The 12,832-nt window shown below is 62.0% G+C and carries 13 protein-coding genes and 1 pseudogene; 4 read left to right on the top strand and 10 right to left on the bottom strand.

Annotated elements, in window-relative coordinates:
• Window positions 1–13 precede the first annotated feature (13 nt).
• Window positions 14–1,210 (top strand): glycoside hydrolase family 172 protein, encoded by a 1,197-nt coding sequence (locus tag NKI01_RS24735; RefSeq protein WP_023720279.1) that lies wholly within the window; start codon window positions 14–16, stop codon window positions 1,208–1,210.
• A gap of 76 nt (window positions 1,211–1,286) precedes the next feature.
• Here the strand turns inward: NKI01_RS24735 and NKI01_RS24740 are convergent, their stop codons facing one another.
• Window positions 1,287–1,658 carry a VOC family protein gene (locus NKI01_RS24740; RefSeq protein WP_352494756.1) on the bottom strand — a complete coding sequence of 124 codons (372 nt, stop codon included), beginning with the start codon at window positions 1,656–1,658 and terminating at the stop codon, window positions 1,287–1,289.
• Window positions 1,659–2,171: 513 nt separating this feature from the next.
• On the opposite strand from NKI01_RS24740, the gene NKI01_RS24745 reads away from it, so the two are divergent.
• The gene (locus tag NKI01_RS24745; protein WP_023720283.1) at window positions 2,172–2,612 is read left to right on the top strand and encodes a DUF2267 domain-containing protein; all 441 of its coding nucleotides are present in this window, start codon (window positions 2,172–2,174) and stop codon (window positions 2,610–2,612) included.
• A gap of 146 nt (window positions 2,613–2,758) precedes the next feature.
• Here the strand turns inward: NKI01_RS24745 and NKI01_RS24750 are convergent, their stop codons facing one another.
• The 9 genes from NKI01_RS24750 to NKI01_RS24790 all read right to left on the bottom strand — a co-directional run bounded on the left by NKI01_RS24750 (window position 2,759) and on the right by NKI01_RS24790 (window position 11,469).
• A complete protein-coding gene (locus NKI01_RS24750; protein WP_352965028.1) occupies window positions 2,759–3,109 on the bottom strand; it encodes a substrate-binding domain-containing protein in 351 nt (116 codons plus the stop codon).
• Complete coding sequence (locus tag NKI01_RS24755; protein WP_352482017.1) at window positions 3,081–4,325, bottom strand: flavin-containing monooxygenase; 1,245 nt, start codon at window positions 4,323–4,325, stop codon at window positions 3,081–3,083. Before NKI01_RS24755 ends, NKI01_RS24750 begins: the two co-directional genes overlap by 29 nt.
• Window positions 4,326–4,548: 223 nt before the next feature.
• Window positions 4,549–5,361, bottom strand: a complete 813-nt coding sequence (locus tag NKI01_RS24760) for an SDR family NAD(P)-dependent oxidoreductase (RefSeq protein WP_023720285.1) — start codon at window positions 5,359–5,361, stop codon at window positions 4,549–4,551.
• Window positions 5,358–6,359 (bottom strand): sugar phosphate isomerase/epimerase family protein, encoded by a 1,002-nt coding sequence (locus NKI01_RS24765; protein ID WP_352640242.1) that lies wholly within the window; start codon window positions 6,357–6,359, stop codon window positions 5,358–5,360. The genes NKI01_RS24760 and NKI01_RS24765 overlap by 4 nt, the downstream gene beginning before the upstream one ends.
• 37 nt (window positions 6,360–6,396) lie before the next feature.
• Window positions 6,397–7,170: an SDR family NAD(P)-dependent oxidoreductase gene (locus NKI01_RS24770; protein WP_023720287.1), complete on the bottom strand. Its 774-nt coding sequence runs from the start codon at window positions 7,168–7,170 to the stop codon at window positions 6,397–6,399.
• 4 nt (window positions 7,171–7,174) lie between these two features.
• Complete coding sequence (locus tag NKI01_RS24775) at window positions 7,175–8,272, bottom strand: ABC transporter ATP-binding protein (RefSeq protein ID WP_023720288.1); 1,098 nt, start codon at window positions 8,270–8,272, stop codon at window positions 7,175–7,177.
• Between the two features lie 10 nt (window positions 8,273–8,282).
• Window positions 8,283–9,215, bottom strand: coding sequence for a carbohydrate ABC transporter permease (locus tag NKI01_RS24780; protein ID WP_352515696.1), 933 nt, complete (start codon window positions 9,213–9,215; stop codon window positions 8,283–8,285).
• The gene (locus NKI01_RS24785) at window positions 9,208–10,146 is read right to left on the bottom strand and encodes a carbohydrate ABC transporter permease (protein ID WP_352965031.1); all 939 of its coding nucleotides are present in this window, start codon (window positions 10,144–10,146) and stop codon (window positions 9,208–9,210) included. The genes NKI01_RS24780 and NKI01_RS24785 overlap by 8 nt, the downstream gene beginning before the upstream one ends.
• Window positions 10,147–10,203: 57 nt before the next feature.
• Window positions 10,204–11,469, bottom strand: a complete 1,266-nt coding sequence (locus NKI01_RS24790; RefSeq protein ID WP_352965034.1) for an ABC transporter substrate-binding protein — start codon at window positions 11,467–11,469, stop codon at window positions 10,204–10,206.
• A 143-nt stretch (window positions 11,470–11,612) separates the two neighbouring features.
• Here NKI01_RS24790 and NKI01_RS24795 point away from each other — a divergent pair.
• Together NKI01_RS24795 and NKI01_RS24800 are read left to right on the top strand one after the other, a co-directional pair.
• A pseudogene (locus NKI01_RS24795) lies at window positions 11,613–11,786 on the top strand (ArsR family transcriptional regulator); the annotation flags it as partial.
• A 66-nt stretch (window positions 11,787–11,852) separates the two neighbouring features.
• Window positions 11,853–12,809 (top strand): ROK family protein, encoded by a 957-nt coding sequence (locus NKI01_RS24800; protein ID WP_352965042.1) that lies wholly within the window; start codon window positions 11,853–11,855, stop codon window positions 12,807–12,809.
• The last annotated feature ends 23 nt before the right edge of the window (window positions 12,810–12,832 follow it).

Consider the following 12,832-nt stretch of genomic DNA (forward strand, 5'->3'; position numbering starts at 1 on the left):
AGAGGAGAAACACATGGATAATGCCGGCCTGTCGCCGCTTCGCGGGCTCGCCAAATTGCGCGATGCCAAAACCCGCCGGTTCTCAAGCTACGACCGCACCGGCGGCAATGACGACCGGCTGCATATTGAACCTGGCCAGACGCTGGTGATTGCCGAGCATTATGGTGCCGGCATCATCACGCATATCTGGGCGACGCTCGCCTGCAAGAGCGAGGACTTCCTGCGCAAGATCGTATTGCGCGCCTATTGGGATGGTGAAGAACATCCGAGCATCGAAACACCGATCGGCGATTTCTTCGGCATGGGCCATGCCCGCACCCGCAATTTTGCCAGCCTGCCGGTGCAGGCAAGTCCAGAGGATGGCAAGGCCTTCAACTGCTATTTTCCGATGCCGTTTGCCAGCCATATGCGCTTCACCGTCACCAATGAAGCTGAGGACGACCTGCTTTTCTATTACTATGTCGATCTCGAACTGCATGAGGAACTCGAGGAAGGCCTGGGCCGCTTCCACGCCCAATACAGGCAGCAGCGACCCGATGGCATCGACGAGACGGGGCTGGCCAACGAGCAGGTCCTGTTTGGCGGGGAAAATACCGACGGGAACGGCAACTACACCATCCTGGAGGCGGAGGGTCACGGCCACTATGTCGGCCTGCTCTATTCGGTCTATTCGCGGCGCCGTTCCCCTCTATGGGACTGGTATGGCGAGGGCGACGACATGATCTTCGTCGATGGCGAGCCGGGCATTTCCGTGCCGGATGCGGTGCGCAAGCCCGATCCGCGTATCGGCCCGAAGGCCGAACTGGTCGGCGATCGTGGCGAGACCAGCCCCGGCGCCAACGACGCATGGCCGCCGACGCTGCACGGCACCGGCACGGAAGATTATTTCAATACGGCATGGTGCCCGACACAGGACTACAGTGCGTCCTATCACGGCATCATCGCCGCCGGCGGGCCGAACTGGACCGAGCCGGTTACGCTCTATCGCTGGCACATAGAAGACCCGGTCATCTTTCACAAACGCATCCGGGTGACCATCGAGCACGGTCACGCCAATCGCCGCTCTGACGACATCTCGTCGGTCGCTTTCTGGTATCAGGCGGAACCGCACAAGCCGTTCGAAGAGCTTGCCGATGTCGAGAACCGCATCCCCACCTTTCGCGCGCCTTATCACAATTGGAACGCCGCCTTCGACGAGAAGAGGCGTTAGGCCGGGATGCGTTCGAGTTGAAGCGTGCATCCCGCGCTATCTGCGTCGGGGCGCGACCCTGCCGTAGCGCGCCGCCTCAGCTGCGAGGTGGAAGTTGCTGGACAGACCAGGTGTTGCCGTCGGGATCCTCAAAGAAGACAAATCTGCCCCAGGGAAAATCCTTGATATCGCTGACCACGATACCTTGAGCTGCCAGGTGCCGGTGTGCCTCATCAATATCGGGCACGACCAGTTGCAGGCCTCTTATGGATCCCGGGGGGCTGTCGACGAGGCCCTTGCCCATGGCAATCGAACAGGCCGAACCGGGCGGCGTCAATTGCACGAAACGTATCTCGTCGCTTACGGTGTGGTCGTGATCGAGATGAAAGCCGACCTTGCCGACATAAAAGGCGATTGCTCTATCGACATCCGATACGGGGACCGGGACCAGTTCCAGCTTCCAATCCATGACAGGCCTTTCGCAGCTTGATCGGCAAGTGGTGCCGAACACCGTGGACGACATCCGCCATCTTCCCAATGCCATTGTCGGCGCGGGCCGCTCATTCAGTCAAGAGATGTCCGGCAAGAGATATCCGGTTCGGGCAACGTGAGGACTGGTCTCATTGCCGGCCTAGACGGCGAGGCGTTCGGAACCGATGAGCGCAAGCCCAGTTAGGGGGACAAAGACGCATTTCGGATCAGCAGAGACGGCTTTCATGATCGGAACGCAGATGGCCGGATACGACCATGGGAAGGTTGCGCGCGCCGTTGACGTTCGAAGAGCTGCGCGCCTCGAGACGGCGCTCACCGAAGCTGGCGAAGCTCGTCGGCAGCGAAGCCGAAGCGCCAAGAGCAGACCTGACGCAAAGAGGCTCTCCGACCTAAACCGGCTTCCATCGCTTTGCCAGGCTATTTTCACAGGACCACGAAACAATTGTCTCCGGTCGCCGTTTCGCCCGCAGAACCTTTCGAGGAGGCGACGATGAGCACAACCGGCTTGGACGTTTTTGACAAAACGCTGCAACTAACAAACATCTGGCTCGACGAGATCATGGCGGATCTTGGTCCAGATCGCCACGTCGCCTGGCACACATTGGGCGCCGTTCTGCGAACCCTGCGGGACAGGCTACAGATCGGACTGGCGGCCAAATTGGGAGCCGAACTGCCGCTGCTCGTGCGCGGCGCCTACTATGATCGCTATCGGCCCGCCGACATGCCCGACAAGACACGCTCGCTCGAGGAGTTCCTGCAACACATCGCCGATGAATTGAAATCGACCCGTCCTGTCGATCCCGAGGATGCAGTACGCTCGGTATTTCGCGTGCTTGCACGGCATATCGACCTTGGCCAGTCGGCAAAGGTGCGAGATGCGCTGCCAAAGGAAATCCAGGCGCTCTGGCCTGAAAGCGTAGGCGTCAAATAGCGGCGATCCTGCTCATGCGGACGTGCGACGGACCAACTGCCACGAAACGCTGAAAAGGGTAGGTATTGCGCCCGGTGTTGCCGAAATCAATGAGATCAGATGATCGGCAAAATGGTCGTAGTGGGCCGTTTCAGGACCGATCGTCGTCAATGCCGTATGACGCCCTCGTCGATATTGCCACACCCGATGACCGCTATGTCGCCCGGCACGGAGAGCCCGGCCTCCTCGAATGCGTGCAGGGCGGTCACGGCGGCAAGATCGGATTCGACGAAAAGCGCGGTCGGCCGGTCCATGCGGGCGGCCAGCGCCGTGACATTGGCAAACGCAGCCTTGCGCGCCTCTGCACCGCCGATCACAAGGTCATCTCGCAGCGGAAGGCCGCGTGCTTGCAGGAAGCTGTGATAGGCGGCGTGACGGCTTCCGTTCACCGCTTGGGGGTTTAGAAACCTGCCGACGGTGTCCAGGTCGTCACGAACGCCGCACGATGTGTTCCGCAAGGCGATGGGCCTCCTCGGCAATCGCCAATATTATGCCTGATTTGCGCGTGGAGGCGAAATCCAACCCGGCGAAGTAGATGCCTGGCAGGGCGGCCACGCCATCCTCGTGAACAGGCTGTCCTTCCGGGTCGAGCAGACCGGAAAGCCTCACCCAACTGAAATCGCCCTTGAATCCGGTGCACCACACCACGGTCGTGATGCCGGACTCGGCAGCATCAAGAGAACGGACAGCCGGATTCGGCAGCTGCGCTGCGACAGTCTCCGCTGGGTCGGGTTCCGAAACGGGGGCATCGATTCCGGAGCGGCTGATGTATTCGTCGATATAGCGTTTGACGTTGGCGGAGGCCTCATCCGCAAAACGAACATGCTCTTCGAGATCGTCGGCGAATGACAGACGGCCGTCATCTTCGACGCCTGCGAACCGCCCCAGCAGCACGACACCTTGGGCGCCGAGCCCTTGCAGGCTTATCGTGTGTTCTACCCCAAGCAGACCACGAGGTGGAATGCGCCCCGCAAGTCGAATGATCTCGTCTCGACGCACGTCGAGAAATCCGCTTTCGACGAGCCAGAGCATGATGTCGCGACCTCTGTAGTGCCGCGAGAGCCGCCCGACCCGGCTGGTGGCAAGGAAGACTGTTCGGCCTGCTTCCGCCAGTTCTTCCGCGATCTGGGCACCGGACTGGCCGCTTCCGACCACCAGCACCGCTCCAGCCGGGAGATCAGCGGCGCTGCGATAATCAGAAGCATCGATCTGGCGCAGGCCCGGCGGCAACGCAGCGGCCCAAACTGGGCGCACCGGACAATTCAAGTTGCCGCTGGCGATCACCACGTTGCGTGCCAAAAGTGTTCCGCGCGAGGTGATCAGCCGATAGCCGCCATTCTCGTGCCCGCCGGCGAGCTCGGTCACCACAGTGTCCGGTTCGACCGGCAATTCGTTTCGCCTGGCGAAATCCTCAAGCAGGGCGACGAACTGGTTGCGCGTCAGGGCACCGAACGGATCCGAACCGTCATAGCAGTCGCCGGGCATGACGGTCTGCACGTTGGGCGTATTCATCCGGAAGGAATCCCACCGCTGGGTGCGCCAGGTCTCTCCGATGCGGCCGCGCTCCAATACGGCATGGCGCAAGCCTTGCCGAGCCAGCGAATAGCTGACGCCCAGACCGGCCCAGCCGGCCCCGACTACTACTGCATCAAGGACGTTGGCATTATCCGTCATTTGCCGCGGATCCGGAGGCTAGCGCCGTTGCAGCGCTGTGAGGCGGCACTGGCGCCATCAGCGTAACGCCTCTGCCAACGGACAACCGCCAAACAGCGGCCGATGCTGCCCGAACCCATCCCCTCGATCTGCATGGTTTCGCCCCCGACGCGAGGGCACGATAACAGTTTTATCGGGTCACGGCACGATCAAATACTCATCCGAAACCGGCAATGGTTGCGGCTTAACCTGGAAAGATTGTGAAACCGCCATCGACACGGATTACCTGCCCGTTGATGAAGCGCGCGCGCGGACCGGCGAGGAAGGCCACCGCTTCGGCGATCTCTTCAGGCTCCGCATACCGGTTCAGCGATTTCTTGCTCGAATCCATGCGCTGCGGATCGACCACGCGACTCGCCTGGAACCGTGCCGTCTTGGTGGCGCCAGGGCTTACCGCATTGACGCGTACGCCATCGTCGATCAATTCCTTGGCGAGGCAGCGCGTATAATGGACGACGGCCGCCTTAAGCGTTGAGTAGACCACCTCGGGTGAGCAGCCGATATGCGCTGCCGCCGAGGCGATGTTGATCACCGAGCCCGAGCCCCGCTTGACCATCGGCGGAACGAACGCCTGGCAAACCAACATCGTGCCGATGAGATTGTTCTCGGTTAGAACCTTGATGTCGTCGTAGTCGATGTCGAGTGCGTTGTTGGGACTGGGCTTTACGCCCTTGGCGCCGATGTCGCCGCCGGCGCAGTTGACCAGAATGTGCACGTCGCCGAGGTCCGCCTCGATCTTCCTCTTCATTTCGGCGACAGCTTGCTTGTCGCCTATATTGCCGGTGACCGCGGTCACCCGTGTCCCATGCTTCTCCAAGCCCCGGGCAGAGTCGCCGAGGTCCGCGAATTCACCATATTGAGATGGCCGGGCCCAATCGAGGTCGTGGACCGCGACGTTTGCGCCAAGTTCGGCCAAGCGGTCGGCCATCACGCGGCCGAGGCCGCGTCCCGAGCCGGTGACGAAGGCGGTCAGGCCGCTGAGGTCTCGGGTGGTCATGCTGATCTCTCCATTGCAATGAAACCGAACTTCTTCATATTGGCGGCGCTGCGGCGGATCATGTCGAGCTCATACGAAACGAGCGCGCCGTCATCGTCGCGCTCCCATGGCGTGCGGTAGTCGGCGTCGTCCGCAAGACGGTTCGCGCGCGCAGCACTCAGGCAGGCCGCGAACTCGCGTGCGGTCTTCGGCGCATATCCGTTCCACCAGTCGTCCGTGAGACAGCGAACGTGACGGGCCTCCAGCGCGCCCGGTTCGAGCACCGCCGTCAGCGTGTCGTGGTGCTCGCCAAGGATGGCTGCCAGTTCGCCAAAAGGCACGGCGCCGTCGCCGATCGCGCAGCGGACCAGACGGTAGCCCTCATCCGTGAACTGCACGCGATAGTCCTTGAGGTGAACGTGGCGGACATAGGGTGCGATCCGCTGCGTGAAGGCAAGCGGCGCCTCGCCGACAGGAAAAGTGTTGCCGGTGTCGTAGGTGATGCCGACGCCCGGTCCGCCGAGCTCGCAGAACGCGACCAGTTCGTCGCTGCCGAAGTCCTGATGGTTCTCGATGCCGAGTACCCGGCCCTCGGCCGCCGCACGCGGTCCCCAATCTGTCAACGCAGCGCGGATCGTCGTATTGAACTCACTCCATTTCCGGCCCCAGGCGTTGCGGTCGCCGCACAGGACAGGCGTCAGTGCGATACGGATCGTCGTCGCCTCGAGCAGGCGCGCAGCCCGAAATGCGTTGTCCAGCGGACCTGCCACCAGCAGCCCGCCGCTCACCACGGGGACAATATCGAGCGCACTCATACGCTTGCGCAGCGCGACGATTTCGGCATCCGGCAAGTCGGTCAACCAGGGTTCGTAGATCTCGAGCGTGCGTGCGCCCAGTTCCTGCGCCAGCGCGATGAAGCCTTCGAGTCCCACGCCGTCCGGATTGTGCCGCGGCGTGCCACGGCCCTGCAGTCCGAGATAGTAGGTCAGTCCGTAGGGGTTGAGGCCGAGACGAAGCATCAGCTTGGCGGTTCCAATGGAGGGCGGAGAGGGGTCACTAGCGCAGGCCGGCATCGACGGTGATGGACTGCTTCGTGATCATGCGGCTGTCATCCGCTGCCAGGAAGAGCACGGTCCGTGCAATCTCCTCGCCCAGGAGGACGCGACGGATCAATTGCCGCTGCACCGTCTGGTCGACTGCCTCCTGCGTCTTGAACCACAGCTCGCGCTGCCGCTCGGTCATGACGGCGCCGGGTTCGACTGCATTGACGCGGATGTTGTCGGGTCCGAACGACCGCGCCAACGCACGCGTCAGCGCCACCACAGCCCCTTTGGCGGTGGCGTAGGCCACCATCTGGTCCGCTCCGAAACGCCAGGCAATGGAGGAGAAGTTTATGATCGAGCCGAAGCCGAGTTCCTGCATATGCGGATGCACAGCTTGAGCGGCGAAGAAGTGATGCCGGAGATTGATGTCGAAGCTGCGGTCCCAATATTCGGCCGTCACTGCGTCGATGGGATGGCGCTGATCATTGGCAGCGTTATTCACCAGGACGGCGACCGGACCAAGCCGCGCGCGCACGCCTTCTACCGACGCCTTTAACGCATCGACGTCGGTCACGTCGCAATGGAGATATAAGGGAGCCCGCCCGGCGGCACCGCCGAGCTCGCGCAGCAACGCCTCCGCTGGTTCGTCCTGCACATCGAGAAAGGCTACCCGGGCGCCATTCGAGGCGAAGGCGCGGACCATATCGGCGCCGATGCCGGAGGCGCCGCCGGAGATCAGCACGACCCGATCGGCCAAGCTCGGATAGGTTGCGAATTGTACGGACATCAAATTACAGAAGCGCCTTGGTTGTTGGATCGAACAGGCAGGCGCGCGACATATCGATGCCCAGCGTTATCGTCTCGCCCATGACGGGAGCGTCGTCCGGCTCGAAGCGGCCGGTGATCTCCAGGTCACCCAGCCTGAGCACGGCAAGCGTCTCGGCCCCGGTCGGCTCGACCAGCTCGACCGGCGCCTGCATGGACGCCACAGCAGGTTTGCGGGACTTCAGGTCGGTCGTGAAACGGTAGATGTGTTCCGGCCGGATACCGAGCACGACGTCCTTTGGCGCACCGGCGGGCATCGGCGCAGCAAGGGCAAGGCTGGCGTCGCTGCCGTCAGCGGCGCGTACCGAGATGCTGGTCGAGCCGGTAAGCCGCGCCGGGATGAAATTCATCGCCGGCGATCCCATGAAACCGGCAACGAACATGTTTGTCGGCCGGTCGTAGATCCGCTTCGGCGTGTCGAACTGCTGTACCGAGCCCTGGTTCATCACCGCAATGCGGGATGCAAGCGTCATCGCCTCGACCTGATCGTGGGTGACATACACCGTGGTCTTGCCGACGCGATGGTGGAGCTTCTTGATTTCGGTACGCATGTCGACGCGCAGCTTGGCGTCGAGATTGGACAGGGGCTCGTCGAACAAAAACAGCTTCGGGTCGCGGACGAGGGCACGCCCCATCGCAACGCGCTGCCGCTGGCCGCCCGAGAGCTGGCCAGGCTTGCGTTTAAGCAGCTGTTCGATCTGCAGGAGTGCGGCAACGCGCTGGACAGCTTCCGCTTGCACCGCTTTGGGCACGCCGCGGCTTTCCATGCCGAAGGTGATGTTCTGGCGCACCGTCATCGTGGGATAGAGGGCGTATGACTGGAACACCATCGCAATGTCGCGGTCCTTGGGTTGCACCGAGTTCACCAGCCGGTCGCCGATCCAAATCTCTCCCGACGTGACGGTTTCCAGGCCGGCAATCATGGCGAGCAAGGTTGACTTGCCGCAACCCGACGGACCGACAAGCGCGACGAATTCTCCGGTCTTAGCCTCGAGATTGATGCCGGAAAGAATCTCGAGCGAGCCGTAGCTCTTGTGAAGGTTGCGGATCATCAACGCGGACATGGGCGACGCCTCATTTGATGGCGCCCTGCGTGAGGCCGCGCACGAAGTATTTGCCACCGAACAGATAGATCAGCAGCGGTGGCAACGCGCCGATCAGCACGGCTGCGCTCATCACATCGTAAGCACGTGCGGTCGTGCCGCCGGCCGTGAGCGCGACCAACGCCGCCGTAATCGGCTGCTGCTGGCCCGACGTGAAGACGACGCCGAACAGATACTCGTTCCAGATGCCGGTGAACTGCCAGATGACGGTGACAATCAGAATGGGCGGCGACAGGGGCAGGATGATCTTGCGGAAGATTCGCCAGAAGCCGGCGCCGTCAATGCGCGCCGCCTTGATAAGGTCGTCCGGTATGCTGACGTAGAAATTGCGGCAGAACAGGGTGGTGAACGAGATGCCCTGGACGACGTGGATCAACACCAGCCCATATGTGGAATTGGTCAGGCCGAGCTTGCCGAGCAGGAACGCCCACGGCATCAGCGAAATCTGGCCGGGCATGAATACGCCGAGCAGCATCAGATTGAAGGTCAGTTCGGAACCCCTGAAGCGCCATTTGGAGAGGATGTAGCCGTTCATGGCGCCGAGAATGGTCGAGATGATTGTGGCGGGGATCGTCATCGCCAGCGAGTTGAAGAAATTGCGCTTCATGCCCTCGCAGGTACCGCTGACACAGTAGGATCCCCAGGCCTGCGCCCACGCATCGAACCGGAAGCTGCGAGGTACGGAGATGAGGCCGTTGCGGGCAATCTCCGACTGCTCGCGCAATGAGTTGAAGATCACCACCAGCAACGGCACGAGATAGACCATCGCGAAAAGCGCCAGCACGGCATAGACAAGGAAGCGGCTCCAGAAATGCCGGCGCGTGGCTGCGGCAGCTTCCGGATCAAAGCCGGTCGGATTGGGGCGGGCCGGGTCAAAGCTGGCATTGGGGGCAATTTCAGCCATTGCGGCCCTCCGCCCGCCGGCGCCAGACGATCCACAACGAGTACGGCACCAGCACCACCGCGACTGCCGCGAGCATCATCATCGCCGCGGCGGCACCCTCGCCGATTTGCCCGCGCTGGAACATCAGGTCGTAGACATAGATGGCGGGGAAGGTGGTGGACACGCCTGGCCCACCCCGCGTCAACGCCGCCACCAGGTCGAAGGTCTTGATGGCGAATTGTATCTGAATGACCGTCACCGCCAGGAATATCGGGGCGATGGTGGGCAGGATGACCCTGCGATAGGTCCGGAAAACCGACGCGCCGTCGATTTGCGCGGCTTTGACGAGATCCGGATCGACCGACCGCAGACCGGCCAGGAAAAGTGCCATCGCGAAGCCGGACGACTGCCAGATACCGGTTATGATCACCGCATAGATCGCCGTGTTGCGGTTGGCCGTCAGGGCGAAGCTGAAGTCGGTCCAGCCAAGCCCGCGAACGAAGGCCTGGATACCGTCGACAGGGTTATAGAGCCAGCTCCACACCGTACCGGTGACGATGAAGGACACCGCCAACGGATAGAGGAAGATAGTGCGCCAAACCGCCTCGCCGCGGACGCGCTGGTCGATTGCGATCGCGAGCAGCAGGCCAACCGCCATCGAGCCAACGATATAGAAGCCGCTGAACAGGAAGAGATTCGTATAGGCGATGTTCCAGCGCCGGTTTGCCCAGAGCGAAGCGTAATTGTCGAGGCCGACGAACCCATAGGTCGGCAACAGCGACGAATTGGACAGCGAGATGTAGAGCGTCCAGAGCGTGAAGACGAAAACATAGACGAAGCTCGCCGCTATCGACGGCGCCAGCACCAGAATGGGCACCATCGTGCCGAGGCGCTCGCGCCACGGCCGGGTCGTGGCGGCTGCTCCTGGCACAATCAGGTCATGGGTGGACATCGGGCTGCTCCGGCGAGGTCTGGCCGGGCGCTTCGCCCCCGGCCATCATCGGCAGCTTCACTTCTGCGCTTCTGCCGCATCCGCCATGGCATTGGCCGCGTCCTGCGCACTCATATCCGGCGTCGCCACAAACTCGGTGATGGTATCCATCATTGCGCCGCGGACTTTTTGCGGAACCGTCATGTTGTGCGCCATCGAACGGACGAGTGTGCCGGCGGCGATCGAGGCTTGCAGATCCTTTTGCGAGAGTTGCTGGCAGGGATTGAAGCCGTTCGAAAGATCGACGTCGAGGCGGGCCGGGATGGAGCCTTTGGTCTGATTGAAAATGGTCTGGAACTCGGGCGACAGGATGATGCTGGCAAGCAGCTTCTGTCCCTCGATGTAGTCCGGGTCCTTCTGCTTGAAGAACACGACCGAGTCTGAATTCAGGATGAAGCCGGGCTTGCCCCAATCGGTCGGCGCCTGGGCACAGACATAGTCGGCGCCCTCCTTGAAGCCGCCAGCCGTCAGCAGGCCGATCGTCCAGTCGCCCATGATGTGGAAGGCGGCCTCGCCGCGGCCGACCAGATGCGACATGGTATCCCAGTCGCGTCCGTTCATGCCGGGATCCATGTACTTCGAGGTCATGGTGCGGAACTGCTCGAAGGCCTTGACCATGCCGTCGCTGCGCATCGCCTCGACGTCGCCCTCGACGAAAGCCTTCTTGTACAGATCGAGGTCCTGACCGTACACGACAACTTCGAAAACGGTCGAGTCGGTCCAGTCGGCGGTCGAGTGCGAAATGCAGATCTTGCCGCTGGCCACGATCTTGTCGCAGGCGGCGTTGAATTCCGCCCATGTCTTCGGCATCTCGGTGACGCCCGCATCCTTCATGACCTTTGGCGATGCCCACAGCCAGTTGATGCGGTGGATGTTCATCGGCGCCGCCACCCAATTCCCCGTCGGCTTCATCACCGGCAGCAATTCGGGAGCGACGACCTTCTCCCAATTTTCCGCCTTCGCCAGGTCGTCGAGATTAGCTGTCATGCCCGTCTCGTTCCATTCGGCGATCTCGGGGCCTTTGAGCTGTACAGCGGGAGGTGCGTTGCCGGCGATCACATCGGCACGCAGTTTGGCCAATGTGTTGGCTGTATGGCCGGCGATGGAGGTTTGCTGCCAGGTGCCACCCTTGGCGGTAAACATCTCGCCGAGCTTGGCGATAGCCTGGGCGTCCGATCCGGTCGCCCATTGGTGCAAGAGGTTGGTCTTGGGCTCCGCGAGTGCTGCTCCGGTAAGCAAGGTGAAGGCGGTAGCGGCCGCAAAGGCCGTCCTCAGATATTTCATCGTTTCACTCCCATATGTGATGCACGGTTCGTATCGACCGCTTGTGGCCCGCGATTTGAGGTCGTGGCCGGTGAGATGCAGTAATCTCCGTTCTTTCCAAGATGACATATTTGGGCTATCAGTCAACGTCCTTTGTGCTCATCATGAACAAACCTTCGCTTAGAAATTGGCTGATCGACAGGCCGTCCGCGTCGCCGGAGAGCCTGATCGTCCGATGCCTGCGTGAGCGCGGCGTCCTTTCTGCGTCGCAAATTACCCGCATTACCGGTTTGGCGCGGTCGACGGTTTCAACCGCGCTCAATGGCTTGAGAAAATCGGGGATGGTGATCGAATCCTCGGCCCATCATGACGCGGCCAGGGGTATCGGCAGGCCTGCCACGGCATTGACGCTCAATCCCGCTGCGGGCACCTGCGTCGGCATCCATCTGGGCCTCGACGAAATGCGATGCGTCGTCGCCGACGTCTCGCATTCTTTCATTGTCGAACAAACTATCTCCATGGGCCTGGACTACCAGCCGCAGCAGGCGGCGCAGCTCGCCAAGTCAGTAATTGCCCGATGCTATGAAGAGAACGGTCTGCCGATGGCGGGGCTCCTGGGGGTTGGGGTCTCCGTCTCGGGCCCAGTCAGCCGCGAAGGAGTGGTGCTGCGCGCGAGTATCGTTCCGACCTGGGCCGGGGTCAACATCCGCGATGTGTTTGGGCCGACCCTCGAACAGCCGATCTTCGCCGACAATGAGAGCAACTGCTCGGCCATTGCGGAGTTGATGTGGGGTGCGGCCGTCGGCCAAGACGACTTCGTGCTCTTCAAGGTCGATCTGGGCGTCGGCGGGGCCATTGTCCAGCATGGCCGGCTGGTGAGCGGCATCGCCGGCGGCGCCGGCGAATTCGGGCATATCAGCATCGATCCCAGCGGTGACCTTTGCCGGTGCGGCAATCGCGGATGCCTGGAGCTCTATGCCAGCTTTGCCCGGCCGCTCGAGCAGATTTCGCGCATCGTGCGGCGGCCGGTCACGATGGACGACGTGATCATGATGGCCGAGCAGGGCGACGTAAGGGCGCTGCGGATGATCGAGGACACCGCCGAGTTCGCCGGACGTGGGCTCGGCTTGATCGGTTCGGTGCTCAATCCGCCGCTCATTATCATCGGCGGCCGCATGGCCTTGGCGGGCGACATTCTCCTGGCGCCACTGATCGCGTCATATGAACGCCACACGCTCATCAAGTCCCGCGATGTGGCGCCCGCGCTGCGCACGCGGATAATCGTTGGCAAGCACACGGAGAACGATGCATTGCTCGGCGCGGTCGGCCTCGTGCTGCGCCACAACAGCCGACTGCGATGATATGGCTACGTTCCAGGTAAACC

This window comes from Mesorhizobium sp. M0815, from assembly GCF_040319995.1.
In the GTDB taxonomy this organism is placed as follows: domain Bacteria; phylum Pseudomonadota; class Alphaproteobacteria; order Rhizobiales; family Rhizobiaceae; genus Mesorhizobium.

Bases quoted from the DNA above. Each gene is read 5' to 3' on its own strand.
- NKI01_RS24790 (WP_352965034.1), bottom strand. From the start codon at position 11,469: ATGAAATATCTGAGGACGGCCTTTGCGGCCGCTACCGCCTTCACCTTG.
- NKI01_RS24775 (WP_023720288.1), bottom strand. From the start codon at position 8,272: ATGTCCGCGTTGATGATCCGCAACCTTCACAAGAGCTACGGCTCGCTC.
- NKI01_RS24735 (WP_023720279.1), top strand. From the start codon at position 14: ATGGATAATGCCGGCCTGTCGCCGCTTCGCGGGCTCGCCAAATTGCGC.
- NKI01_RS24765 (WP_352640242.1), bottom strand. From the start codon at position 6,359: ATGCTTCGTCTCGGCCTCAACCCCTACGGACTGACCTACTATCTCGGA.
- NKI01_RS24745 (WP_023720283.1), top strand. From the start codon at position 2,172: ATGAGCACAACCGGCTTGGACGTTTTTGACAAAACGCTGCAACTAACA.
- NKI01_RS24760 (WP_023720285.1), bottom strand. From the start codon at position 5,361: ATGACCACCCGAGACCTCAGCGGCCTGACCGCCTTCGTCACCGGCTCG.
- NKI01_RS24740 (WP_352494756.1), bottom strand. From the start codon at position 1,658: ATGGATTGGAAGCTGGAACTGGTCCCGGTCCCCGTATCGGATGTCGAT.
- NKI01_RS24770 (WP_023720287.1), bottom strand. From the start codon at position 7,170: ATGTCCGTACAATTCGCAACCTATCCGAGCTTGGCCGATCGGGTCGTG.
- NKI01_RS24785 (WP_352965031.1), bottom strand. From the start codon at position 10,146: ATGTCCACCCATGACCTGATTGTGCCAGGAGCAGCCGCCACGACCCGG.
- NKI01_RS24780 (WP_352515696.1), bottom strand. From the start codon at position 9,215: ATGGCTGAAATTGCCCCCAATGCCAGCTTTGACCCGGCCCGCCCCAAT.
- NKI01_RS24755 (WP_352482017.1), bottom strand. From the start codon at position 4,325: ATGACGGATAATGCCAACGTCCTTGATGCAGTAGTAGTCGGGGCCGGC.